We start from the raw sequence: 24,625 nt of genomic DNA, 5'->3' as shown, positions 1-24,625 counted from the left end.
AGACCGGATCGTCCGGATAGTGGGATGAGAAAGCCCCGGACGGCCGCCTGGCGGCCTTCCGGGGCTGTTCGAGTGGCCCGTTCATCTGCGGATCGGACCGAGTCGTCTCACGATCCGGCCAGGGACACGTCCGTACCGCTCAGGGTGAGGTGCACACCCGACTCGTCCGAGGTCAGCGCCGAGAGCTGGAGACCGGCCGGCAGCCCCTGGTCGAGGCGCCGGTCGAAGTCGGTCCGCTTGCGGACGGCGGCCTCGATGCCCGGCAGCCCCTCGCCCGGGACGGAGTCGGCCCGCACCCGGACCGTCTTGCCGCCGCCCTTGGTGTCGACGAGGGTGACCGTCGACACCACGCTCTTGGTGACGGTCTTGCCGAGGAAGTCCAGCGTCGAGGTCACCTTGACCTTGCCCGGCGCCCCGCCGTAGGTCAGCGTGGCGTCGCTCTGCGAGGCCTTGGTGAGGTCCTCGTAGGAGATCAGCGCCTTGCCCTCGGCGCGGCGGGCGGTGCCGCCCGTGTAGTCCCCGTTCAGCTTCACCTCGTGGAAGCCGGCCTCCAGCCGCGTCAGGCGCGTCTTGCGACCGTCCGCCTGGGCCTCCACGCCCTCCAGCTTCAGGTCGACCCGCTCCAGGTCGTGGCTGAGCGCCTGGGTGAGGAAGGGGAACCCGTGGATCTCCACCTCGGCGCTGCCCAACCCCTGCCGGGACTGGATCTTCTCGGCGAGCCGACCCTCGGCGTAGCCGACCGCCCAGCGGTCCACCCCCACGAACAGGGCGCCCAGCACCACTCCGATGATCACGACGACGCGCAGAAACCGCACGTGCCCCTCCCCCTTGCTAGTCGGTACTGCGTTCTAGTGGACCATGCCCGGGTGTCGGGGCCCTGTCAGGTCGGCGTACGTACGGGCGGGCGGGGGTGCGGGCGGGGGTGCGGGCGGGTCGGGGCGCGGGCGGGCCGCCGGCGATCAGACCACCACCCGCCCGATCAGGTAGACGGCGGGAGCGGCGACGGCCAGCGGCAGCGCGACACCGGCCGTCATGTGCACGAACTTCGACGGGTAGTCGTACGCCGCCACGCGCAGGCCGACCAGCGCGCACACGCCGGCGGCCAGCCCAAGCAGCGCTCCGCCCGCGCCGACCCCGGTCAGCCCGCCGACCGCGATGCCCGAACCGGCCGCGGCGGCCAGCGAGACCGCCACCGAGGCGGGGGTGGGCAGCGGCAGGGCCCGGGTGAACACGGCGACCGCGACGGCGACCGCGCCCACGGTGACGGCCTTCGTGTCGGCGGCCAGGAAGCCCGCGCACACGATCGCCAGGGCCGCCGAGGCGACCGAGGCCATCAGCCCGTACATCCGCTCGTCGGGGTCGGCGTGGCTGCGCAGCTGGAGCACCAGCGTGAGCAGCACCCAGGCGCCGAGGGTGCCGATGATCGCGCCGGGCCCGTACGTGTCGTCCACCGCGAGGACCGCCGCGTCGGCGACGAGCGCGCCGGCGAAGGCGAGGGCGATGCCCTGGCGGGCGGGCCACATGCCGTTGAGGCGGAACCAGCCGGCCGCGGTGAGGCCCTGGAGGGCGATCAGCGGCAGCAGGAGCGCGTACTGGCCGAAGAACGCGGCCAGGGCCATCAGCAGGCCCAGGGCGGCGGTCAGTATGGCCGACTGCGGACCCGGGTCGATGATCGGCGAGCGGCCCTCGGCGCGGGCCTGCGCGGGGTCGACGGCGCGCAGCGTGTTGCCGCCCAGGGTGGGCGGCGAGTACGCGTCGGGACCGGCGGCGGGGGCCGGCTCGGTGTCCCGTACGGGCGGCAGGTAGGCGGTCCGCTCGGCGGCGGGGCCGTCGTCCACGACCGGCGGCAGGTAGGCGGTCCGTTCGGCGGCGGGCTCGGTGTCCCGCACCGGCGGCAGGTACGCCGTCTCGGCGGCGGCGCCGTCGGGCGCCGGGACCACGGGGGACGGGTACGCCGGCTGCTCGGCCGGGAGGTCCCGTACGGGCGGCAGGTACGCCGTCTCGGCGGCGGCCGAGGCCTGCGGGGCCTCCTCGCGGAACCAGCCGTCCGGTGCCATCGGCTGAGGCTGCTGGGGCTGCTGCGGCTGCCGCGCGTGGCGGGGCTGCTGCTCCCGCACCGGCGGCAGGTAGGCGGTCTCGGCCGCGGCGTCGTCCCGTACGGGCGGCAGGTACGCGGTCTCGGCGCCCGCGCCCGTGGCGTCGGCCTGCGGCCACGGAGCGGCGGCCTGAGGCCACCCGGACTGCTGCACCGGCTGGGGCTGTACCGGCTGCTGCGGGGCCTGCTGCTGCGGCGCCGCGTCGCGGAACCAGCCCTCCGGTGCCATCGGCTGGGGCTGCTGATGCTGCTGCTGGTGCTGGTGGTGCTGTTGGTGCGCCTGCACGGGCGGCAGGTACGCGGTCTCGGCGCCCGCGCCCGTGGCGTCGGCCTGCGGCCACCCGTACTGCTGCACCGGCTGCTGCTGCACCGGCTGCTGCGGGGCCTGCTGCTGCGGGGCCTCGTCGCGGAACCAGCCCTCGGGCGCCGGCGCGGCGGCCTGCCCCGGGACGGCGCCCAGCGGCGGCTGCACCGGCTGGTAGCCGGTGTCCCAGGTGTCGGACGACCAGGTCTGCGTGGAGTAGGGGTCCTGCGGCGGCTGCGGCTGCCCCTGCTGCTGGTGTTGCTGCTGCTGGTGTTGCTGCCGCTGCTGCTGTTGCTGTTCTTCGGGAGTGCTCATCGGTTCCCGCTCACCCGCCCGCGAACGGCGGGAGCACCTCGACGGTGCCCCCCTCGGTCAGCAGGACGGCGTCGTGGGCGCGCTTGCCCACGGGCTCGTCGTTCACCAGGAAGGAGCAGCGCTGCAGGACCCGGGTGAGCTCCCCCGGGTGGGCTTCCCGCACGGCGTCGAGCGCCTCGGCCAGTGTGCGCGCCGAGTACGGCTCCTCCGCAGTCTTGGCCGCGGCTTTGGCCGCCGCCCAGTAGCGGATGGTTCCGGTTGCCACTGCAGCTCCTATCAGTCGGCTCTCTACCGGCCTCCATGATGACCCCTCCGGGGCTCCACCCCGGTGTGCGTCCACGCGCCCCTCGTGCGCCCGGCGGGGCCCGCCGTACCGGTCGGCGGGCCGCCGATGTGGTGAAACCGGGGCATACGCGGGGCCCGGGCGTGGCACGGACCACAGAACGCGGCCCCCTGAGCCCTCGGCCCGCGAAGGACCGGTGGGCTATTCTGGCGGCGTAGAGGATCCGGGCAACGTAGCCCCCGGGTCCTTTTGTGCTTTCAGCACGTTGAACGGACCGAGAACAGTGGCGCTCCTCCGGCCCCAGGGCGCGGGGCGGGGCGGGGCGCCAGGCAGTCGTACGAAGCAGTACCACGCAAGTCCTCGACGGGACCGAGGAGGAACCGACGTGATGGACCCGCGAACCGCGCAGGCGCACGACCACCCGACCCGGGCAGGTGGTCGGGCATGAGCTCCCTCCTGCTTCTGACCAATGCCCTCCAGCCCTCGACCGAGGTGCTGCCCGCGCTCGGGCTGCTCCTCCACAACGTCCGGGTCGCGCCCGCCGAGGGCCCGGCCCTCGTGGACACCCCGGGCGCCGACGTGATCCTCGTCGACGGCCGCCGCGACCTGCCGCAGGTGCGCTCGCTGTGCCAGCTGCTGCGCTCCACCGGGCCGGGCTGTCCGCTGATCCTCGTCGTCACCGAGGGCGGCCTCGCGGCCGTCACCGCCGACTGGGGCATCGACGACGTCCTGCTGGACACCGCCGGGCCGGCCGAGGTCGAGGCGCGGCTGCGCCTGGCGACCGGGCGCCGCCAGCTCGGCTCGGACGACTCCCCGATGGAGATCCGCAACGGCGACCTGTCGGTCGACGAGGCGACGTACAGCGCGAAGCTGAAGGGGCGGGTCCTGGACCTGACCTTCAAGGAGTTCGAGCTGCTGAAGTACCTCGCCCAGCACCCGGGCCGGGTCTTCACCCGCGCCCAGCTCCTCCAGGAGGTGTGGGGCTACGACTACTTCGGCGGCACCCGGACGGTCGACGTGCACGTACGGAGGCTGCGCGCCAAGCTCGGCCCCGAGCACGAGTCGCTGATCGGCACGGTCCGCAACGTCGGCTACCGCTTCGTCACCCCGGAGAAGGTGGAGCGCGCGGCCGCGGAGGCGGCCGAGCGGGCGGCCTCCGACCGGGGCTCCGGGTCGCCGGCGGGCCTCCCCCGGATGGAGGAAGGCGCTGTGAGCATCCACTCGGCAAAACACCCTGCCCAGAGGTAGGTCACCCCGCGTAGACTGCCGCGCGTGGCCAAGGTGACGCGGGATGACGTTGCACGACTTGCGGGTACGTCTACCGCCGTCGTGAGCTACGTCATCAACAACGGACCCCGGCCGGTCGCCCCGGCCACGCGCGAGCGTGTACTCGCCGCGATCAAGGACCTGGGCTACCGCCCGGACCGGGTCGCGCAGGCGATGGCGTCACGCCGCACGGACCTCATAGGCATGATCGTCCCCGATGCCCGTCAGCCGTTCTTCGCGGAGATGGCGCACGCGGTCGAGCAGGCCGCCGCCGAGCGCGGGAAGATGGTCCTCGTCGGGAACTCCGACTACCGCGACGAGCGCGAGGTCCACTACCTGCGGGCCTTCCTCGGGATGCGGGTGTCCGGACTGATCCTCGTCAGCCAGGGCATGAGCGAGCGGGCCGCCTCCGAGATCGAGGCGTGGGACGCGCGGATCGTGCTGCTGCACGAGCGGCCCGAGGCCATCGACGACGTGGCCGTCGTCACGGACGACATCGGCGGTGCCCAGCTCGCCACCCGCCACCTCCTGGAGCACGGGCACGCGTACGTGGCCTGCATCGGCGGCGTCGAGAACACCCCGTCCGTCGGCGACCCGGTCGCCGACCACGTCGAGGGCTGGCGGCGGGCCATGCTGGAGGCCGGGCGCTCGATCGAGGGCCGGCTCATCGAGGCCCCGTACAACCGCTACGACGCGTACAAGGTCGCCCTGGAGGTCCTGGCCCGGCCGGACCGCCCGACGGCGATCTTCTGCGCGACGGACGACCAGGCCATCGGCGTGCTCCGGGCCGCCCGCGAGCTGCGCATCGACGTCCCCGAGCAGCTGGCGGTGGCCGGCTTCGACGACGTCAAGGAAGCCGCGCTGACCGACCCGCCGCTGACGACGATCGCCTCCGACCGGCCCGCGATGGCCCGCGCGGCCGTGGACCTCGTCCTGGACGACGCCCTGCGCGTGGCGGGCTCGCGCCGCGAGCGCCTCAAGCAGTTCCCCTCGGCCCTGGTCATCCGCCGCTCCTGCGGCTGCCGCTGAGCACCCCGGTCGGTCATTCCCCGACGCAGCCGTGCGGTGGGCACAGGACCACGGCGCCGGCGCCCGGTACGGCTTCCATGCGGGTCCGGAGCAGTTCGCGCCGCGCCTCGGTGAGGGCGTCGGGGAACTCGACGGTGAGGTACGACCGGTTCGCGCGGGTGTAGGCGTCCACGTACAGGGCTCCGGCCTCGTGCAGCTGTGTCCTTCGACCGTCGAGGTCCGCGTGGGCGAAGCGGGCGGGATCGAGCGGGGCCTCGTAGGAGCGGCGGGCCGGAGGCGGTTCGGGCCCGGACACGGGGGCGAGGGCCCCGACCAGGCCGAGGACGCCGAGCCCGATCAGGACGAGCGTCCCGCCGACCACCGCGCAGGTCCAGCGGGCTCCGGGTCGGTGGCGGGGATCGGCGTGGGCCGCGACGAGCAGCGCCACCGCGGAGGGCAGGAAGAGGAACAGGCCCAGGACCGCGCCGACCGTCGCCCAGGGCAGCAGCAGGCCGCCGACGACGAGGCAGGCGCGCGCGAAGCTCAGGGCGTCCGCGCGCAGCCACAGCGGGACGCCGACGAGCAGGGCGGTCACGAAGTAGAGCGGGCCGAGGGCGGAGAACAGGCCGATCAGCAGGGCGGGCGCCTGGACGACGACCGCCGCCACGGCCCACCGCCAGGCCCACCGGCCGGCCCTCGGGGCCTCGGGCGCGGGTGCGCCGTCCGTCCTCGTCTCGTCGGCCACGGCCGCACCCCCCCCTTGAACGCGTTCAATTGAACACGTTCAAGTTAGCACGCGCGAGCCCTCCCGCCCAGGGCCTTATATCGGGCATACGCGGTTCTGTCGGGCTTCTCAGCGGGGACTCAGGAAGCTCTCATGAACCGGCGCCAGAGTCGGGGACATGACCGAGAGCTTCCGCCGCGAAGGCGACCCGCAGGAGAACCGCCCCGACCGGAACGCGCCCTTCGGCGAGGACTGGCAGCGCGGGCGCGACCGGTTGGCCCACGACGCCGGGGTCGGCCCCGCGGCCGGCGCCTACCCGCCGCCGCCCGCCCACCCGCCGACCGTCCCGCCCGCCCCGCCCGGTTGGTACGAGGCACACCAGCCCCCGGTCATCCAGGGCGAGACCGTCCCCCGACCCGCCGGCGGCGCGGGCGGCGGCGCGGACGGCACCGGCTGGGCGAGCCGGGACGGCGTCGGCGGTCCCGCGCACGCCGCCCCCGCCCGCGCCAAGCGGCCCGTGGCGCTCATCGCCGCCGTGGCCCTGGCCGCCGCCCTCGTCGGCGGCGGCACCGCCGCGGCCGTCCAGCAGTTCCTCGCCCCGCACGGCGGCGGCATCGGCGGGATCAACGGCACCAACGCCTCGCAGTCCAACACCGGCACCGTCTCGGGGGTCTCCGAGCAGGTCAGCCCGTCCGTGGTGCGCATCGACACCCGCACCTCCGGCGGTCAGGGCACCGGCTCCGGCATCGTGCTCACCGCCGACGGGGAGATCGTCACCAACAACCACGTGGTGAGCGGCGCCGCCGAGATCCAGGTGACCATGAGCGACGGCAAGAAGTACGCCGCCGAGCTCGTCGGCACCGACCCCGCCAAGGACCTGGCGCTGATCAAGCTCCAGGGCGCGAGCGGCCTCAAGCCCGCGACCCTCGGCGACTCCGACCGGCTCAAGGTCGGCGACCAGGTCGTCGCCATCGGCTCCCCCGACCGCCTCACCGGCACCGTCACCAGCGGCATCGTCTCGGCCCTGAACCGCGACGTGAACGTCCCGAAGTCCGAGAACCCCCAGCAGCAGCGCCGGCAGCAGGGCGACGGCGGCTGGCCGTTCTCCTTCGACGGCCGCCAGTTCAACGGCGACACCGGCTCGAACACCACCTCGTACAAGGCCATCCAGACGGACGCCTCCCTCAACCCGGGCAACTCCGGCGGCGCCCTGGTCAACATGGCCGGCGAGATCGTCGGAATGCCCTCCGCGATCTACTCCCCCGCCGCCGACGGCGCGAGCGCCGGCAGCGTCGGCCTCGGTTTCGCCATCCCGGTCAACACCATCAAGGCCGACCTCGACTCCCTGCGCGGCGGCGGCCCCGGCGGCGCCGGCTCCTCCGACGGCTCCTCCGCCGGCTCCGGCTCGGGCTACGGCGGCGGCACGGCGAACGGCTTCGGCACCTCCTTCTGACACCCTGGGAGGTGCCCTCGCACGCTCCGACCGGCTCCGACCACCACCCCCGGGGGGACTGAACCCATGACCGAAGGCGACCAGCAGCGCATCCTCGTCGTCGACGACGAGCCCGCCGTCCGCGAGGCCCTGCGCCGCAGCCTCGCCTTCGAGGGGTACGGGACCCGGACCGCCGTCGACGGGCTCGACGCCCTCGACCAGGAACGGGAGTACGCCCCCGACCTGATCGTCCTGGACATCCAGATGCCCCGGATGGACGGCCTGACGGCGGCCCGCCGGCTGCGCGCGGCCGGCAGCGTCACCCCGATCCTGATGCTGACCGCCCGCGACACCGTCGGCGACCGCGTCACCGGCCTCGACGCCGGCGCCGACGACTACCTCGTCAAGCCCTTCGAGCTGGACGAGCTGTTCGCCCGCGTCCGCGCCCTCCTGCGCCGCAGCTCCTACGCCGCCCCCGCCGCCGGAACCGCGCACGACGCCGACACCCTCACCTTCGGCGACCTGCGCATGGACCTCACCACGCGCGAGGTCACCCGGGGCGGGCGGGCCGTGGAGCTGACCCGCACCGAGTTCACCCTGCTGGAGATGTTCCTCGCGCACCCCCGCCAGGTGCTGACCCGCGAGCAGATCCTCAAGACGGTCTGGGGCTTCGACTTCGAGCCCAGCTCCAACTCCCTGGACGTCTACGTGATGTACCTGCGCCGCAAGACCGAGGCCGGCGGCGAGCCCCGGCTCGTCCACACCGTGCGCGGGGTCGGCTACGTCCTGCGCCAGGGCGACGGCGGGCCCGAGTGAGCCCCCTCGCCAGATTCCGCGCCCTGCCGCTGCGCTCGCGCCTCGCGCTGCTGGTGGCGGTGGCGGTGGCGGTGGCCGTGGCCGCCGTGGCGGGGGTGTCCTGGGTGATGGTCCGCACCCAGCTGCGCGACCAGCTCGACCAGTCGCTGCGCGCCACCAACCCCAACGAGCAGGTGCTGCGCACCCTGCGCGAGGGCTGCGTGACCCGGCCGACGGCCCAGCCCCCCGAGGGCATCGCCGACAACCTGAACGCCACCGTGCAGATCGTCGGCGCCGACGGCACCCACTGCTGGACGAGCGGCCGCACCGACCTGCCGGTCACCCCGGGCGACCGGCAGGTCGCGGCCGGACTGCGCGACTGGGTGCTCTACGACGCGACGACCGCCGACGGCACCGAGATGCGGGTCTACACCAAGGGGGCCCGCGTCTCGGGCGGCGCCGTCTTCGCGATCTCCATCGCCAAGCCCCTCGCCGACATCGACAAGCCGCTGTCCACCCTGGCCTGGGTGTTGCTGCTGGTCTCCGGCGTCGGCGTGGTCGGCGCCGGCGCGGCCGGCCTGTGGGTGGCCCGCACCGGTCTGAAGCCCGTCGACGAACTCACCGACGTCGTGGAGCACATCGCCCGCACCGAGGACCTCACCGTCCGCATCCCCGAGAACGGCGACGACGAGATCGCCCGCCTGTCGCGGTCCTTCAACTCGATGACCGCGGCCCTGGCCTCCTCCCAGGAACGCCAGGCCCAGCTGATCGCGGACGCCGGGCACGAGCTGCGCACCCCGCTCACCTCGCTGCGCACGAACATCGAACTGCTGGCGCGCAGCGAGGAGACCGGGCGGGCCATTCCGCCCGAGGACCGCAAGGAGCTGCTGGCCTCGGTCACCGCCCAGATGACGGAACTGGCCTCGCTGATCGGCGACCTCCAGGAGCTGTCGCGGCCGGACGCCGCCCCGCACGCGCCGCTGGGCGTGGTGGCCCTGCACGAGATCGCCGCGTCCGCGCTCTCCCGGGCCCGGCTGCGCGGTCCCGAGCTGACCTTCGGCTCCGAGCTGGAGCCCTGGTACGTCCGGGGTGAGGCGGCGGCGCTGGAACGGGCCGTGGTCAACGTCCTGGACAACGCCGTGAAGTTCAGCCCGTCGGGCGGCGCGGTGGAGGTGCGACTGCACGCGGGCGAGCTGACCGTGCGCGACCACGGACAGGGCGTCCCCGCCGAGGACCTCCCGCACGTCTTCGAACGCTTCTGGCGCTCCCCCTCGGCCCGCGCCCTGCCCGGCAGCGGGCTGGGCCTGTCGATCGTGGCCCGTACGGCCCACCGCGCCGGCGGCACCGTGGCCCTGCGGGCGCCGGCCGACGGCGGGGCCGGCACCGAGGCGGTGCTGAGCCTGCCCGGCGCCCCGACCCCGCCGCCGGCCGCGCCGGCTCCGGGCGGCGCCGGCTGGTCAGTTGTGCCGGATGAGTGAGGCCACCAGCCCCGAGCGGGTGTTGGGGAAGTCCATGGGGACGATGCCGAGGCCGGTGCGACCGGCGAGTTCGCCGCCGTCGACGAAGCCGTGGACCTGCGGGTTCAGCCGGTCGGAGTTCCAGCGCGGGGGCATGTAGGCGGCGGTGCTGACGTAGTTCACGAACAGCCTGCCGGGCTGCTGGACGGCCTTGCGGAAGTGGTTCTCGATCCGGCCGCGCTTGGCGAAGGGCTCGGTGTTGTAGTCGTCCTGGATGTCGTAGACGTCGCCGTCGCCGTAGCGCAGGCCGGGCAGGCCGGCGTTGTCGGCGAGCAGGACGACCTTGCCGCGGGCCCGCCCCAGGGTGGGCAGCGTGTCGGCGATGTGGAAGAGGGGCCGCCAGCCGCGCCGGTCGAGGTAGTCGTCGAAGACCGCGCGGAAGGCGGCGTCGCTCTCGGAGGAGTACTCCTGCTTCACGCGCATCAACACCGTCTCGGACGGGCGCGCGGCGAGGAAGTCCCGGCAGGCCACGAGGACGTCCCCGAACATCAGGTCCTGGAAGAACGCGGCGTGGTGGATGGCGAAGGACCCGCCGGTGGAGCGGCAGCGGACGTCGAGGAAGCGGATCCCGGAGTCGAGCTGCGCGGCGATCGAGGTGTTCTGGCAGGCGACGTACAGTCCGCCCTTGGTCGCTCCCGAGTCGTGGGTGCCGGGGATGGTCATACGGGTCAGGGCGGTGGAGTCGGCGAGGCCGGCCATCCAGTCCCGGGTGTCGAGGGTCCGCGCGGAGGCCGGGGCCGCCGTCGCCACACCGGTCAGCAGGCCCGCGCCCGCGGCCGTCGCCCCGATCAGAAAGGCCCGTCGGTCCATCGCCATGCCCCGCCCCTTCGCCGTCCTGGTGTCGGACGGATTATGGCCCGCGGGACCCGGCTTTACTACCCGTCGGTAGACAGCGGTTTGTCGAGCAACTCGGCCATGCGGCGCAGGCCTTGGGCCAGCGAGGCGCCGTCCGGGGCCTGTTCGGGATCGGTCAGGGCCTGCACCATCACCCCGCTCAGCAGGGCCAGGTGGACCGACCCGAGACCGCGTACGTCCTCCTCGGTGACGTCCTCCTCGGCCACGCCCGCCAGTTGCGCGGCCACCATCCGGCGGGAGCGGCGCTGGCCCTCGGCGAGGACGGCGAGCAGCCCGGGCGAGGACTGGGCGTGGACGAAGGCCTCCACGGAGGCGATCCACAGCCAGCGGGTGTCGCCGAAGTCGTGGATCTTGCGGTCCCACATGTCGGCGTAGCGCGCCTCGGTGCTGTCGCCCCGTCCCGTCAGGCGGGCCGGGGCGCCGGCCGCCCAGTCGTCCATGGCGGCGAAGAGGGCCTGGTTGAGCAGGGCCTCCCGGGATCCGTAGTGGTAGCCGATCGCGGCCATGCTCACGCCGGCCGCCGAGGCGATGTCGCGCACGGTGGTGCGCAGGTAGCCCTTCTCCTCCAGGCAGCGGCGCGCCCCGGCCAGCAGGTCCTCACGATTTCCCATCCCCGGATCGTAGCCGCGCCGGGCTCGGCACAGAGGCTCCGGCCACCCTCTTGGGCAAGCGCGCAATACAAACGTATTGCGCGCTTGCCCAAATCGCGGCAGACTCGGACCCGTCACCACGGAACACGGCACGGCACGGCACGGCACGCCACGCCACGGTCGCTGCCACGGCCACACGGAGGAGAGCGGACCCATGCGCCACACGCTGACCATCGACGACCGCACACTGTCCTACCTGGACTTCGGCGGCTCCGGCCGCCCGCTCCTCGCCCTCCACGGAGGTCTCTCCGAAGGCGCCGCCTACGCCGGCCTGGCCGGCGCCCTCGGCGACGGGTGGCGGGTCATCGCCCCCGACCAGCGCGGCCACGGCGACTCCGACCGCGCCCCGCACTACCGCACCGAGGGCTACGTCGCCGACGCCGTCGCCCTCCTCGACCACCTCGGCCTCGACGCCCCCGTCGTCGTCCTCGGCTTCTCCCTCGGCGGCCTCACCGCCGTCCACCTCGCGGCCGAACACCCCGACCGGGTCGCCGCCCTCGTCAACGCCGACTCCTCCGTCGAGGTGCCCCGCGCCGAGGCCGGGGCCCCCGCCGTGCCCGCGGGCTTCGAGTTCCTGACCGGCATGCGCTACACCGCCGCCACCCGCGAGGAACTCCTGGAGGCCGCCGGGCCGATCGGGGCCCGGTTCGTCGGCCCCGCCCTGCGCCCGCTGCCCGACGGAACCGGCTGGCGGCTCCCGTACCACCCCGAGGACGCGCTCGCCTCCATCGCCGGCGCCCGCGGCGACCACTGGGACGCCTGGCTCGCCGGCACCTGCCCCACCGCCCTGATCCACGCCACCCGGAGCACCGCCCTCCCGCGGGCCACCGCCGACGCCATGACCACCCGCCGCCCGGGAACCGCGTACATCCCCGTCGAGGGCGACCACTTCGTGCCCTTCACCCGCCCCGACGCCTTCCACGAGGCCGTGCGGACGTTCCTCGCAGGCCTCTGAACCGGCCTCCGAACCGGCCTCCGAACCGGCGGCGGGCCCCGCGCCACGGGGGTGCGCGGGACGCCGAAAGCCCGAGGGGGCGGCGGGCCACAGGCCCACCGCCCCCTCGGGGTCACTCCGCGCCGTGCGCCCTGCGCCGTGCGCGTCCGCGTCCTACTTGACGACCGTGATCCGGTCCGCCGCCGGCGGGGCGATCGGGTCCGCCGCCGAGGACTTCGCCAGCAGGGCGTTGAAGGCGTCCAGGTCGGACACGCCCACCAGCTTGTTCTTGTGCTCCTTCAGCACGGTGAACCCGTCACCGCCGCCCGCGAGGAACTCGTTCATCGCGACCCGGTAGGTCTTGCCCGCCTCGATGGGCGCGCCGTTCAGCCGCACCGAGTCCACGACGATCCGGTCCGCGCCCGCCTTCGTCAGGTCCAGGGTGTACGTGAATCCCTTGGAGACCTGGAGGATCTTCGGGCTCGGACCGTTGACCGTGCCGCTGACCTGCTGCTGGAGCGCGGTGATGAGCTGCGCGCCCGTCAGGTCCACCACGTTCACCAGGTTGTTGAACGGCTGCACCGTGTACGACTCGCCGTACGTCACCACGCCGTCGCCCTCGTCACCGGCCGCCTTGTAGGCGAGGTCGGCACGGATGCCGCCCGGGTTCATGAGCGCCAGCTGCGCGCCGCCCTTGTCGGCGGCGGCCGTGGCCTCCAGCTGGGCGTCGGCGATCAGGTCTCCGAGCGGCTTCTCCGGGGCGTCCAGACCGCGGCCCGCGATGTCACCGGAGATGTATCCCATCGGACGGTTGGCGACCGGGGCCGCCAGCGTCTTCCACCGGTCGATCAGCTCGGTCATGTCGGCGGCCTTCGGCAGGTCGCGACCGACGAGCCGGTTGACCGGCTTCGGGGAGGCGACCGGCGTACGGACGATGTCCTTGGTCTGCCGGTCGTAGGTCAGCGTGGTGTCCGTGAACAGCCGGCCGTACGAGGCGGCCGAGGTGACCGTGCGCGGGTTGCCCGCCGGGTCGGGGATGTTGCACGAGTACGCCTGGTGCGTGTGGCCCGTCACCAGCGCGTCGACCTTCGCGTCGACGTTCTTGGCGATGTCGACGATCGCACCGGAGATCCCGGCGCCCGCGCCCGGCACGTCGCAGTCGTAGTTGTAGGCGCCGCTCGCGGGCAGACCGCCCTCGTGGATCAGCGCGACGATCGACTTGACGCCCTGCTTGTTCAGCTCGGCGGCGTACTTGTTGATCGTCTCGACCTCGTCGCCGAACTTCAGGCCCTTGACGCCCTCGGCGGTCACGACGTCCGGAGTGCCCTCCAGGGTGACGCCGATGAAGCCGATCTTCACGTCCCCCTTCTTCCAGACGAAGGTGGGCGACATCATCGGACGCTTGGTCTTCTCGTCCGTCACGTTCGCCGCGAGGTACTGGAATTCCGATCCGGTGAAGGTCTTGCCGTACTCGAAACAACCCTCGACCGGGTGGCAGCCGCCGTACGCCATCCGGCGCAGCTCGGCCCGACCCTCGTCGAACTCGTGGTTGCCGACGCTGCTGACGTCCAGCTTCAGCTTGTTGAGCGCCTCGACGGTCGGCTCGTCGTGGAAGAGACCGGACAGCATCGGGCTGCCGCCGATCATGTCACCGGCCGCGGCGGTGACGGAGTACTCGTGGCCCTTGCGGGCCTCGCGCAGGGCGGTGGCGAGGTACTCGACCCCGCCCGCCGGTATGGCCTTGGTGGTGCCGTCCGCCTGGCGTTCGGTCACGGTGCCGGAGGAGCCCTGGGGGGCCTCCAGCGTGCCGTGGAAGTCGTTGAACGAAAGCATCTGCACGTCGACGGTACGGCCCTTGGCCGCACCGCCACCACTCGCGGCTCCCGCCGGCAGGGCGGCGGCCACCATCGCTCCGGCCCCCGCCGTGAGGGCGAGGGCGGTGAGGGTGAACCGGCGGGCCGTGCGGGGCCGTTGTGGTGTCGCTGACATGTGGTCCCCTTTGTGGACAGCGAGACAACTAGGGAGGTCGGCCGAAGCCTATGGTCAACGCGCGTAGCACGACAGGGGGTAGGGGGTTGCGAGCTGGTTACGCGCACGCGTCGGACGGCGTGTCCCCCGTCACGCGGCACGACCCGGGGCCTCGGCCGTAGGCTCGGGGACATGACTGACGCAGCAGCGGCCCTGGAGCCGGGACGGCAGATCGAGACCCTCGACGAACTGACGGAGGAACAGGCCGGAGCCGTACTGGAACTGATCCACGAGGCGGCCCGCACCGACGGCACCACCGCCGTCTCCGAACAGGGCCGCCTCCAGCTGCGCGGCGGCCCCCGCGAGGGCATCCGCCACTTCCTCGTCACCGCCGACGACCGACTCGTCGCGTACGGACAACTGGAGGACACCGACCCGGTGGAGGCCCCCGCCGCCGAGCTCGTCGTCCATCCGGCGCTGCGCGGACGCGGCCACGGCCGCGCCCTGGGCGCCGCACTGCTGAACGCCTCCGGGAAGCGGATCCGGGTGTGGGCCCACGGCGGCAAGTCCGCCGCCCGCCACCTGGCCCAGGTCCTCGGCCTCACCCTCTTCCGCGAACTGCGCCAACTGCGCCGCCCGCTGGGCCCCGACTCGGCCCCGCTGCCCGAGCCGACCCCGCCCGCCGGCGTCAGCGTGCGCACCTTCGTCCCCGGCCGGGACGACACCGCCTGGCTCGCCGCGAACGCCGCCGCCTTCGCCCACCACCCCGAGCAGGGCTCGCTCACGCAGCGGGACCTGAACGACCGGATCGCGCAGCCGTGGTTCGACCCGAAGGGGTTCTTCCTCGCGGAACGGGACGGCGAACTGGTCGGCTTCCACTGGACGAAGGTCCACGCGGAGGAACGGCTCGGCGAGGTCTACGTCGTCGGCGTCCTCCCCGGCGCCCAGGGCGGCGGCCTCGGCAAGGCCCTCACCGCGATCGGCCTGCGCCACCTGGCCGCCGAGGGCCTCCCGACGGCGATGCTCTACGTCGACGCCGACAACCCGGCGGCCCTCGCCGTCTACGAGGGCCTCGGCTTCACCACCCACGAGGTCGACCTGATGTACCGCACCGAAAGCTGACCCCCGACCCCGCCCCGGCCCCCACCGCCACCCGAGACGCGGGGGCCGGGGGCGCGGCCCCGCCTCCTCAGCCCCGCCGGCGTTCGATGCGCGGGGGCCCTGGGGCGCGGCCCCCGAAGCGGGGTGCCGGGGGCGCGGCCCCCGCGCACGGGGTCCGGGGCGCAGCCCCGGGGAACGGAGGAAGGGCGGGGCGGGGAGCACGCCCCGCGCAGCGGCCCCCACCCGCACCACCGCCCCGCAGGGCCCCGTACCCACCCGCCCGGCCAGGGCAAAGGCAGGGCCCACCCCCCGATCGGCCGAACCGTGCGCCAGGCGGACCCTGGAAGCCATTCGCCATTAACCGGGCATTCAGCAACGCTTGCCAGTCTCCCGACATGCGCCCCCGACTCCGCCTGACGGCCGACACTTCCGACGCGCCTGTCCTCCCGCGTGCGCGGAAGAATGGAGTCATGAGCCACCAGCCCAGCGCAGGCCCCACCGAGGTCCCCGCCCAGCACCCGTCTCACACCACCACCACCGGCACCGGCGGCACCACTGGCACAGGAACCGGCACCGGCACCCCGCCCCCCGCCACCGCCCGGTCGAAGGCGCGCCTCGGCTCCATAGCCGCCCACCGCCCCCACGTGGACCTCGATCCGGACCTCGACGCCGACCTGGACGTCTACGAGGACAAGGACGAGACCGGCGAGCTGCCCGCCGGCCGCTTCCTGGACCGCGAGCGCAGCTGGCTGGCCTTCAACGAACGCGTCCTCGAACTCGCCGAGGACCCCGCGACCCCGCTCCTCGAACGCGCGAACTTCCTCGCGATCTTCGCGAGCAACCTCGACGAGTTCTTCATGGTCCGCGTCGCCGGCCTCAAGCGCCGCATCGCGACCGGCGTCGCCACCCGTTCGGCCTCCGGCCTCCAGCCCCGCGAGGTGCTGGACCTCATCTGGACCCGCTCCCGCGAGCTCATGGCCCGGCACGCCGCCTGCTACCAGCAGGACATCGCCCCGCAGCTCGCCGACGAGGGCATCCACCTCATCCGCTGGCCCGACCTCACCGAGAAGGAGCAGGCCCGCCTCTTCACCCTGTTCCGCAACCAGATCTTCCCGGTGCTGACACCGCTGGCCGTGGACCCCGCGCACCCCTTCCCGTACATCTCCGGCCTCTCCCTGAACCTGGCCGTCGTCGTGCGCAACCCCGTCAGCGGCCACCGCCACTTCGCCCGGGTCAAGGTCCCCCCGCTCCTGTCCCGCTTCCTGGAGGCCTCCCCGCAGCGCTACGTCCCCCTGGAGGACGTGATCGCCGCGCACCTGGAGGAGCTGTTCCCCGGCATGGAGGTGCTCGCGCACCACATGTTCCGCGTGACCCGCAACGAGGACCTGGAGGTCGAGGAGGACGACGCCGAGAACCTCCTCCAGGCCCTGGAGAAGGAACTCATGCGGCGCCGCTTCGGCCCGCCCGTCCGCCTGGAGGTCGAGGAGTCCATCGACCCCGGCGTACTGGACCTCCTCGTCCAGGAGCTGAACGTCAGCGCCGCCGAGGTGTACCCGCTGCCCGGCCCGCTCGACCTGACCGCCCTCTTCGGGATCTCCTCCCTCGACCGGCCCGAGCTGAAGTACCCGAAGTTCGTCGCCGGCACCCACCGCGACCTCGCCGAGGTGGAGTCCGCCTCGGCGCCCGACATCTTCGCCGCCCTGCGCGAGCGCGACGTGCTGCTGCACCACCCGTACGACTCCTTCTCCACGTCCGTGCAGGCCTTCCTGGAGCAGGCCGCCGCCGACCCGGACGTCCTCGCGATCAAGCAGACGCTGTACCGCACCTCCGGCGACTCCCCGATCGTCGACGCCCTGATCGACGCCGCCGAGTCCGGCAAGCAGGTCCTCGTCCTCGTCGAGATCAAGGCCCGCTTCGACGAGCAGGCCAACATCAAGTGGGCGCGCAAGCTGGAGGAGTCCGGCTGCCACGTCGTCTACGGCCTGGTCGGCCTCAAGACGCACTGCAAGCTCTCCCTCGTCGTCCGCCAGGAGGGCGACACCCTGCGCCGCTACAGCCACGTCGGCACCGGCAACTACCACCCCAAGACCGCCCGGCTCTACGAGGACCTCGGCCTGCTCACCGCCGACCCCCAGGTCGGCGCGGACCTCTCCGACCTCTTCAACCGGCTGTCCGGCTACTCCCGGCGCGAGACCTACCGCCGGCTGCTGACCGCCCCGAAGTCCCTGCGCGACGGGCTCGTCTCGCGCATCGACAAGGAGGCCGACCACCACCGGGCGGGCCGCCCGGCGTACGTCCGCCTCAAGATGAACTCGATCGTCGACGAGGCCCTGATCGACTCCCTCTACCGGGCCTCCCAGGCCGGCGTCCCCGTCGACATCTGGGTGCGCGGCATCTGCGCCGTGCGCCCCGGTGTCACCGGACTGTCGGAGAACATCAGGGTCCGCTCGATCCTCGGCCGCTTCCTCGAACACTCCCGGGTCTTCGCCTTCGGCAACGGCGGCGAACCCGAGGTGTGGATCGGCAGCGCCGACATGATGCACCGCAACCTCGACCGCCGCATCGAGGCACTGGTCCGGGTCACCGACCCGGCCCACCGCGCGGCCCTGGACCGGATGCTGGAGACCGGCATGTCCGACGCCACCTCCTCCTGGCACCTGGGCCCGGACGGCGAATGGACCCGGCACAGCACCGACGCCGAGGGCCAGCCGCTGCGGCACGTACAGGAGATGCTCATTGACGCCCGGAGGCGCCGGCGTGGCTCAGCCAAACCATGACCCGACCGCAGGAGACGTGCTCGGCGTCTACCTGCGCTCCCAGGCCACCGTCTTCCTGCGCTCGCTGCGCCTGCGCGAAGCGGGCGCGGCGGGCGGGTCGGACCCCTCGGACGGCGGTGAGGCGGGGCGCGGCCTGCGGGGGGCCGCGCGCCGCATCGCCGCCTCCCTGAGCACGTTCCGGGTGGTGACCGATTCGGCGTGGGCCGACTCCCTGCGCACGGAACTCGTCTGGCTCTCGTCGACCCTGGCCGACGAGCACGCGTACGCCGCCCGGCAGGCGCGGCTCCTGGAGGCCCTGCAACGCCTCTCCGGCAGCCCCGAGGTGCCCGTGCCGCGCGGCACGGTGGGCTCCCCCGGAGCGCTGACGGTGGGCTCCGCCCGGGCGGGCGCGCTGCTGGAGCGCCGGCTCACCCTGGCCCGTACGCGGGCCCACTCGGCGACCCTGCACGCGCTCGGCTCCGCCCGCTTCCACGCGGTGGCCGACGCGGTGGCCTTACTGGCCTCGGAGGTGCCGCTCGACCCGGTCGCGGCGCGGGGCCGGGTGGGAGAGGTCCTGGTGCCGCTGGCGGGCGTCACCGAGACCCGGCTCGACGCGGCCGTGTCCGCGCTGCCCGTCGCCGACGCCGACGCCGCGACCCCGTACGCCACGCACGAGGACGGCGCCTGGCACGAGGTACGCCGCCTGCTGCGGGTCCACCGGTACGCGCGGGAGACCCTCGGCGAGGACGTGGCCCGCCTCGCCGAGGCCGGCCGGGCCCTGGACCGCCACCGCGACGCCTCCGAGGCCGCCACCGCCTCCGCGGCGGCGGCCCGCACCCCGCGCATCGCCCCGGCGACGGCCTACGCGCTCGGCGTCCTGCACGCAGACCAGCGCCACGCGGTCGAGGCGGCCCGCCGGAGCTTCCACACCCTGTGGCACCCCCTCCCCACCCCGAGCTGACCCGCCCGGCCCGCCCGGCCCTCCCGGCAGGGCCCGCCCGCCCGGCAGGGCCCCTGCCCCCGCCCCGCCCCGCCCCGCCCCGGAACCGTCGAGTTCCGGCCATTCCCCCTGCCCGCCCCACCACCGGCCGGGCGAAGGTCACGGCGGGATAACGGGAGCACAACGCCCGATTACGTCCGGGTACAAACCCCCCCCATCCGCACCGGCCCGCCCGCCACGGTTCACCATCCGTTAACCGACCACCGTCGACCGCTTCACCTGTTCTGCCTAATTTCGGTAGCGCAGGGAGCGAGCCGCCCGCGAAACCACGGCGCCCGCACCACGCGACCCGTAGTCCTCTTCGCACGCCGCCCCGACACAGAAAGCGGCCGGCGGCTCCTCGGAAGGAACACCCGAAAGTGAAGCTTCAGCGCAAGAACCGGCTTCGTGCCTCCGCCCTCGGGGCCCTCGTCGTGTCCGGCGCCCTGGTCCTCACGGCGTGCGGCTCGGACGACAACACGAAGACCGGTGCCGACGGCACCGCGCCGAAGGCGTCCGCCGCGGCCCCGGGCGACATCAAGTGCGACGGCGCCAAGGGCAAGCTCCTCGCCTCCGGCTCCTCCGCGCAGAAGAACGCGGTCGACCTGTGGGTGAAGAACTACATGGCCGCCTGCTCCGGCGTCGAGGTGAACTACAAGTCCTCCTCCTCCGGCGAGGGCATCGTCGCCTTCAACCAGGGCACGGTCGGTTTCGCGGGCTCGGACTCGGCGCTGAAGCCCGAGCAGGTCGAGGAGTCGAAGAAGATCTGCACCGGCGGCCAGGGCATCAACCTGCCGATGGTCGGCGGCCCCATCGCGCTCGGCTTCAACGTCTCGGGTGTCGACAAGCTGAACCTCGACGCCGCCACGATCGCCAACATCTTCAACGACAAGATCAAGAAGTGGGACGACGAGGCGATCAAGAAGCTGAACCCCGGCGTCACGCTCCCCTCCACCGCCATCCAGGCCTTCCACCGCTCCGAGGACTCCGGCACCACCGAGAACCTCGGCAAGTACCTCAAGGCCACCGCCGGTGACGCCTGGCCGTACGAGGCCGCGAAGAAGTGGCCGGCGCAGGGCGGTCTCGGCGCCTCCGGCTCCGCGGGTGTCGCCACCCAGGTCAAGCAGGTCGACGGCGCGATCGGCTACTTCGAGCTCTCCTACGCCTCGGCGCAGAACATCAAGACCGTCGACGTGAACACCGGCGCGGCCGCCCCGGTCAAGGCCACCGGCGAGAACGCCTCCAAGGCCATCGCCGCCGCCAAGATCGCCGGCACCGGCTCCGACCTGGCCCTGAAGCTCGACTACTCGACCAAGGCCGACGGCGCGTACCCGATCGTCCTCGTCACCTACGAGGTCGTCTGCGACAAGGGCAACAAGGCCGAGACCCTCGGCACCGTGAAGTCCTTCCTGGAGTACACCGCCTCCGACTCGGGCCAGAAGCTCCTCACGGACAACGGCTACGCGCCGATCCCGGCCGAGATCAACACCAAGGTCCGCGAAGCCATCAAGTCGCTGTCCTGACCCTGAACCCCGAGGCCAGGCCCGCCCCCCGTCCGGGGCGGGCCGGTCCCGGGACCTTCCCCCTCCACCCCGGGGGAATCCGGTGCACCGCCGCCAGGGGGCTCGCCCCCCACACAGACCGGAAAGAACATGGCTTCCACCACACCCACCCAGATAGACACGCCTCCGCCTGTCGCAGCGAGCGGAAGGTCCACCGGCCGCGCCGGTGACAAGATCTTCGCGGGACTCTCCAAGGGTTCCGGCATCCTGCTCCTGGTGATCATGGCGTCGATCGCCGTCTTCCTGACCTACCGGGCCTCGATCGCCCTGTCGAAGAACGAGGGCAACTTCCTCACCACCTTCGACTGGAACGCGTCGGCCAACCCTCCCGTCTTCGGCATCGCCGTCCTCCTCTTCGGCACCGTCGTCAGCTCGATCATCGCGATGGCCATCGCGGTTCCGATCGCCGTCGGCATCGCCCTGTTCATCTCGCACTACGCGCCCCGCAAGCTGGCCGCGCCCCTCGCCTACGTCGTCGACCTGCTGGCCGCCGTGCCGTCGATCATCTACGGCATCTGGGGCGCCCTCTTCCTGGTGCCGCAGCTGAACGGCCTGAACCTCTGGCTCGACGAGTACCTCGGCTGGACGTACGTCTTCGACCGCACCCAGGTGAGCGTCGCCCGCTCCCTGTTCACCGTCGGCATCCTCCTCGCGATCATGATCCTGCCGATCGTGACCAGCGTCAGCCGCGAGGTCTTCCTCCAGGTCCCGCGCATGAACGAGGAGGCCGCCCTGGCCCTCGGCGCGACCCGCTGGGAGGTCATCCGGATGTCGGTGCTGCCCTTCGGCCGCTCCGGCGTCATCTCCGCCTCGATGCTCGGCCTCGGCCGCGCCCTGGGCGAGACCATGGCCGTGGCCACCGTGCTGTCCCCGAGCTTCCTGATCTCGCTGCACATCCTCAACCCGGGTGGCGGAACCTTCGCGCAGAACATCGCCGCGAAGTTCGACGAGGCCAACGAGTTCGGCCGTGACGCGCTCATCGCCTCCGGCCTGGTGCTCTTCCTCCTGACCCTGCTGGTCAACGGCGCCGCCCGGCTGATCATCGCCCGTCGCAAGGACTTCTCGGGGGCGAACGCCTGATGAGCCACACCATCCAGGACCAGCGCCCCGCAGGGGCCCACAAGTCCGCGGCCCCCGCCGGCCTCACCCGGGGCGGCCTGCCCCGCTGGGCACCGGCCGGCATCGCCGCCGCCTCCGTCGTCCTCGGCATCGCCGTCGGCCTCGTCTTCGACCTCGACAGCAAGGTCCAGTGGGGCCTGATCGCGGCCCTCCTCTTCGTCGCGATCACCTACACCGCGAGCTCGATCGTCGAGAACCGCCGCCAGGCCAAGGACCGCGTCGCGACCTCCGTCGTCTGGGTCTGCTTCGTCCTCGCCGTCATCCCGCTGCTCTCGCTGCTCGGCACCACCGTCAGCCGCGGCATGAAGGTCCTCGACGGGAACTTCCTCGGCCACTCGATGAACGGCGTGACCAGCTTCGAGGCGGGCGGCGGCGTCTACCACGCACTGCTCGGCACCATCGAGCAGGTCGCCCTGGCCACCCTGATCGCGGCCCCCATCGGCCTGCTGACCGCCGTCTACCTGGTGGAGTACGGCAAGGGCTCGCTCGCCAAGGCCGTCACGTTCTTCGTCGACGTCATGACCGGCATCCCCTCCATCGTGGCCGGCCTGTTCATCCTGACCACGTGGAACCTGATGCTCGGCTTCGGCCCCTCCGGCTTCGCCGGCGCGCTGGCCCTGTCGATCCTGATGATGCCGGTCGTCGTCCGCTCCACCGAGGAGATGCTCAAGCTCGTCCCGAACGAGCTGCGCGAGGCCGCCTTGGCCCTCGGCGTCCCGAAGTGGCGCGTGATCCTCAAGGTGGTCCTCCCCACCGCCATCGGCGGCATCTCCACCGGTGTCATGCTGGCCGTGGCCCGCATCGCCGGCGAGACCGCCCCGATCATGCTCCTGGTCTTCGGATCGCAGCTGATCAACGGCAACCCCTTCGAAGGCGCCCAGTCCTCGCTCCCCCTCTACATCTGGGAGCAGTACAAGGTCGGCAGTGACGCCTCCTACGACCGGGCGTGGGCCGCGGCCCTCGTCCTGATCGCCTTCGTCATGATCCTCAATCTGGTGGCCCGCGGCATCGCCCGCTGGAAGGCCCCGAAGACCGGTCGCTGAAGCGACCACCCGAAAGCGAAGTGACCCTCATGGCGAAGCGAATCGACGTCAGCGGACTGTCCGCCTTCTACGGCAACCACAAGGCCATCGACGACATCTCGATGACCGTGGAACCCCGCTCGGTGACGGCCTTCATCGGCCCCTCCGGCTGCGGCAAGTCCACCTTCCTGCGCACCCTGAACCGCATGCACGAGGTCACCCCCGGTGGCCGCGTCGAGGGCAAGGTGCTGCTGGACGACGAGAACCTGTACGGCTCCAACGTCGACCCGGTCGCGGTCCGCCGCACCGTCGGCATGGTCTTCCAGCGCCCGAACCCCTTCCCCACCATGTCGATCTTCGACAACGTGGCGGCCGGCCTGCGTCTGAACGGCAACTTCAAGAAGTCCGAGCTGGGCGACATCGTGGAGCGCTCCCTCCAGGGCGCCAACCTCTGGAACGAGGTCAAGGACCGCCTGAACAAGCCGGGCTCCGGCCTCTCCGGCGGCCAGCAGCAGCGCCTGTGCATCGCCCGCGCCATCGCGGTCGAGCCGCAGGTCCTGCTGATGGACGAGCCCTGCTCGGCCCTCGACCCGATCTCCACCCTCGCCATCGAGGACCTGATCGGCGAGCTGAAGGAGCGCTTCACGATCGTCATCGTGACGCACAACATGCAGCAGGCCGCCCGCGTCTCCGACCGCACCGCGTTCTTCAACCTCGCGGCGGTCGGCCAGCCCGGCAAGCTCGTCGAGATCGACGACACGGACCGCATCTTCTCCAACCCGTCCGTCCAGGCGACCGAGGACTACATCTCGGGCCGCTTCGGCTAAAGGGCATGGAGTGAACGTCCTGCGGTGCTGCATGGCGGTGCCACCGCATGGCGAATGAAAAAGGGCCGGCTCCCCCTGGGTGGGGGGAGCCGGCCCGCTTTCGTCCGTGACGCTAGACGAAGGCCAGGTTCACGATCCAGAAGCACACCGCCGCCACCAGGGCGGCCGCCGGCATGGTGATGAACCAGCCGAGGATGATGTTCTTGGCGACGCCCCAGCGGACCGCGTTGACCCGCTTCGTCGCACCCACGCCCATGATCGCCGAGGTGATCACGTGGGTGGTGGAGATCGGCGCGTGGAAGAGGAACGCCGAGCCGAACATGATCGAGGCGCCCGTCGTCTCCGCGGCGAAGCCCTGCGGCGGGTCCAGCTCGATGATCTTGCGGCCGAGCGTGCGCATGATGCGCCAGCCGCCCGCGTAGGTGCCCAGCGACAGCATCACGGCACAGGCGATCTTGACCCAGGTCGGGATCGCGTCGCCGGCGTCGTGCACGTCGGCGATGACCAGGGCCATCACCACGATGCCCATCGTCTTCTGCGCGTCCTGAAGGCCGTGACCGAGGGCCATGCCCGCCGCCGAGACCGTCTGGGCGATGCGGAAGCCGCGCTTGGCCTTGTGCGGGTTGGCGCGACGGAACATCCACAGGATGGCCACCATCACCAGGTAGCCGACCACGAGGCCGACCACCGGCGAGACGAACATCGGGATGACGACCTTCTCGACCACACCGGTCCAGATGACCTCGGTACCGCCGGCCAGCGCCGCGCCCACCATGCCGCCGAACAGGGCGTGCGAGGAGGACGAGGGAAGACCGAAGTACCAGGTGATCAGGTTCCAGACGATCGCGCCGATCAGGGCGGCGAAGAGGATCCACATCCCCTTGTTGCCGTGGGGGGTCTCGATGAGGCCCTCACTGACCGTCTTCGCCACGCCGCTGCCCAGGAAGGCACCGGCGAGGTTCATCACCGCGGCCATCGCCAGGGCGGCGCGCGGGGTCAGCGCCCGCGTCGAGACCGAGGTCGCGATCGCGTTCGCCGAGTCGTGGAAACCGTTCGTATAGGTAAAACCGAGCGCGACACCGATGGTCACGACCAGAGCGAAGGTGTCCACGA

General features: G+C 72.6%; 21 protein-coding genes. 13 read left to right on the top strand and 8 right to left on the bottom strand.

Translation table 11 applies throughout. The features are described 5' to 3' along the window. Positions 1 to 107: 107 nt before the first annotated feature. From ACZ6ZI_RS23950 to ACZ6ZI_RS23940, 3 genes are all read right to left on the bottom strand, one after another. Positions 108 to 815: an LmeA family phospholipid-binding protein gene (locus tag ACZ6ZI_RS23950; protein WP_363055566.1), complete on the bottom strand. Its 708-nt coding sequence runs from the start codon at positions 813 to 815 to the stop codon at positions 108 to 110. A 144-nt stretch (positions 816 to 959) separates the two neighbouring features. Then, positions 960 to 2,714, bottom strand: a complete 1,755-nt coding sequence (locus tag ACZ6ZI_RS23945) for a hypothetical protein (RefSeq protein ID WP_469524064.1) — start codon at positions 2,712 to 2,714, stop codon at positions 960 to 962. Between the two features lie 10 nt (positions 2,715 to 2,724). Then, complete coding sequence (locus tag ACZ6ZI_RS23940) at positions 2,725 to 2,979, bottom strand: MoaD/ThiS family protein (RefSeq protein WP_363055568.1); 255 nt, start codon at positions 2,977 to 2,979, stop codon at positions 2,725 to 2,727. Between the two features lie 462 nt (positions 2,980 to 3,441). Here ACZ6ZI_RS23940 and ACZ6ZI_RS23935 point away from each other — a divergent pair, with 462 nt between their 5' ends. Together ACZ6ZI_RS23935 and ACZ6ZI_RS23930 are read left to right on the top strand one after the other, a co-directional pair. Then, positions 3,442 to 4,245 (top strand): response regulator transcription factor, encoded by an 804-nt coding sequence (locus tag ACZ6ZI_RS23935; protein WP_469524061.1) that lies wholly within the window; start codon positions 3,442 to 3,444, stop codon positions 4,243 to 4,245. A gap of 24 nt (positions 4,246 to 4,269) precedes the next feature. Continuing rightward, positions 4,270 to 5,292: a LacI family DNA-binding transcriptional regulator gene (locus ACZ6ZI_RS23930; protein WP_469524060.1), complete on the top strand. Its 1,023-nt coding sequence runs from the start codon at positions 4,270 to 4,272 to the stop codon at positions 5,290 to 5,292. Between the two features lie 13 nt (positions 5,293 to 5,305). Here the strand turns inward: ACZ6ZI_RS23930 and ACZ6ZI_RS23925 are convergent, their stop codons facing one another. Beyond that, the gene (locus tag ACZ6ZI_RS23925; RefSeq protein ID WP_469524058.1) at positions 5,306 to 6,016 is read right to left on the bottom strand and encodes a hypothetical protein; all 711 of its coding nucleotides are present in this window, start codon (positions 6,014 to 6,016) and stop codon (positions 5,306 to 5,308) included. A 157-nt stretch (positions 6,017 to 6,173) separates the two neighbouring features. On the opposite strand from ACZ6ZI_RS23925, the gene ACZ6ZI_RS23920 reads away from it, so the two are divergent. The 3 genes from ACZ6ZI_RS23920 to ACZ6ZI_RS23910 all read left to right on the top strand — a co-directional run bounded on the left by ACZ6ZI_RS23920 (position 6,174) and on the right by ACZ6ZI_RS23910 (position 9,700). Then, complete coding sequence (locus tag ACZ6ZI_RS23920; protein WP_469524056.1) at positions 6,174 to 7,448, top strand: S1C family serine protease; 1,275 nt, start codon at positions 6,174 to 6,176, stop codon at positions 7,446 to 7,448. A 66-nt stretch (positions 7,449 to 7,514) separates the two neighbouring features. Further along, positions 7,515 to 8,243 (top strand): response regulator transcription factor, encoded by a 729-nt coding sequence (locus tag ACZ6ZI_RS23915; protein WP_363055572.1) that lies wholly within the window; start codon positions 7,515 to 7,517, stop codon positions 8,241 to 8,243. Beyond that, on the top strand, positions 8,240 to 9,700 hold the full coding sequence (locus ACZ6ZI_RS23910; protein WP_469524054.1) for a sensor histidine kinase: 1,461 nt from the start codon (positions 8,240 to 8,242) through the stop codon (positions 9,698 to 9,700). The genes ACZ6ZI_RS23915 and ACZ6ZI_RS23910 overlap by 4 nt, the downstream gene beginning before the upstream one ends. Here ACZ6ZI_RS23910 and ACZ6ZI_RS23905 read toward each other — a convergent pair. Then, positions 9,680 to 10,549 carry a phosphatidylinositol-specific phospholipase C gene (locus ACZ6ZI_RS23905; protein WP_469524448.1) on the bottom strand — a complete coding sequence of 290 codons (870 nt, stop codon included), beginning with the start codon at positions 10,547 to 10,549 and terminating at the stop codon, positions 9,680 to 9,682. The genes ACZ6ZI_RS23910 and ACZ6ZI_RS23905 overlap by 21 nt on opposite strands. Positions 10,550 to 10,614: 65 nt before the next feature. Next, entirely contained in the window at positions 10,615 to 11,205 is a 591-nt protein-coding gene (locus ACZ6ZI_RS23900) for a TetR/AcrR family transcriptional regulator (protein WP_469524052.1), read from the bottom strand. Between the two features lie 193 nt (positions 11,206 to 11,398). On the opposite strand from ACZ6ZI_RS23900, the gene ACZ6ZI_RS23895 reads away from it, so the two are divergent. Continuing rightward, on the top strand, positions 11,399 to 12,199 hold the full coding sequence (locus ACZ6ZI_RS23895; protein WP_469524050.1) for an alpha/beta fold hydrolase: 801 nt from the start codon (positions 11,399 to 11,401) through the stop codon (positions 12,197 to 12,199). Positions 12,200 to 12,352: 153 nt separating this feature from the next. Here ACZ6ZI_RS23895 and ACZ6ZI_RS23890 read toward each other — a convergent pair whose 3' ends face one another. Beyond that, on the bottom strand, positions 12,353 to 14,167 hold the full coding sequence (locus ACZ6ZI_RS23890; RefSeq protein ID WP_469524048.1) for a bifunctional metallophosphatase/5'-nucleotidase: 1,815 nt from the start codon (positions 14,165 to 14,167) through the stop codon (positions 12,353 to 12,355). Between the two features lie 171 nt (positions 14,168 to 14,338). Between ACZ6ZI_RS23890 and mshD the strand changes: the two genes are divergently transcribed. The 7 genes from mshD (at position 14,339) to pstB (ending at position 23,512) form a co-directional block, all read left to right on the top strand. After that, entirely contained in the window at positions 14,339 to 15,268 is a 930-nt protein-coding gene (gene mshD / locus ACZ6ZI_RS23885; RefSeq protein ID WP_469524046.1) for a mycothiol synthase, read from the top strand. 449 nt (positions 15,269 to 15,717) lie between these two features. Next, on the top strand, positions 15,718 to 18,024 hold the full coding sequence (locus ACZ6ZI_RS23880) for an RNA degradosome polyphosphate kinase (protein ID WP_469524044.1): 2,307 nt from the start codon (positions 15,718 to 15,720) through the stop codon (positions 18,022 to 18,024). Beyond that, positions 18,005 to 18,964: a CHAD domain-containing protein gene (locus ACZ6ZI_RS23875; RefSeq protein ID WP_469524042.1), complete on the top strand. Its 960-nt coding sequence runs from the start codon at positions 18,005 to 18,007 to the stop codon at positions 18,962 to 18,964. Before ACZ6ZI_RS23880 ends, ACZ6ZI_RS23875 begins: the two co-directional genes overlap by 20 nt. Before the next feature lie 398 nt (positions 18,965 to 19,362). Continuing rightward, positions 19,363 to 20,505 (top strand): phosphate ABC transporter substrate-binding protein PstS, encoded by a 1,143-nt coding sequence (gene pstS / locus ACZ6ZI_RS23870; RefSeq protein WP_363055580.1) that lies wholly within the window; start codon positions 19,363 to 19,365, stop codon positions 20,503 to 20,505. A 129-nt stretch (positions 20,506 to 20,634) separates the two neighbouring features. Then, positions 20,635 to 21,624, top strand: a complete 990-nt coding sequence (pstC, locus tag ACZ6ZI_RS23865; protein ID WP_363055581.1) for a phosphate ABC transporter permease subunit PstC — start codon at positions 20,635 to 20,637, stop codon at positions 21,622 to 21,624. Next, the gene (pstA, locus tag ACZ6ZI_RS23860) at positions 21,624 to 22,706 is read left to right on the top strand and encodes a phosphate ABC transporter permease PstA (protein ID WP_469524040.1); all 1,083 of its coding nucleotides are present in this window, start codon (positions 21,624 to 21,626) and stop codon (positions 22,704 to 22,706) included. Before pstC ends, pstA begins: the two co-directional genes overlap by 1 nt. 29 nt (positions 22,707 to 22,735) lie before the next feature. Further along, positions 22,736 to 23,512: a phosphate ABC transporter ATP-binding protein PstB gene (gene pstB, locus ACZ6ZI_RS23855; protein WP_363055583.1), complete on the top strand. Its 777-nt coding sequence runs from the start codon at positions 22,736 to 22,738 to the stop codon at positions 23,510 to 23,512. 112 nt (positions 23,513 to 23,624) lie between these two features. Here the strand turns inward: pstB and ACZ6ZI_RS23850 are convergent, their stop codons facing one another. After that, positions 23,625 to 24,623, bottom strand: a complete 999-nt coding sequence (locus tag ACZ6ZI_RS23850; RefSeq protein WP_363055584.1) for an inorganic phosphate transporter — start codon at positions 24,621 to 24,623, stop codon at positions 23,625 to 23,627. Between the last annotated feature and the right edge of the window lie 2 nt (positions 24,624 to 24,625).

It is taken from the genome of Streptomyces sp. NPDC103540, assembly GCF_055584445.1.
This window is presented reverse-complemented; position numbering and strand designations above follow the sequence as displayed.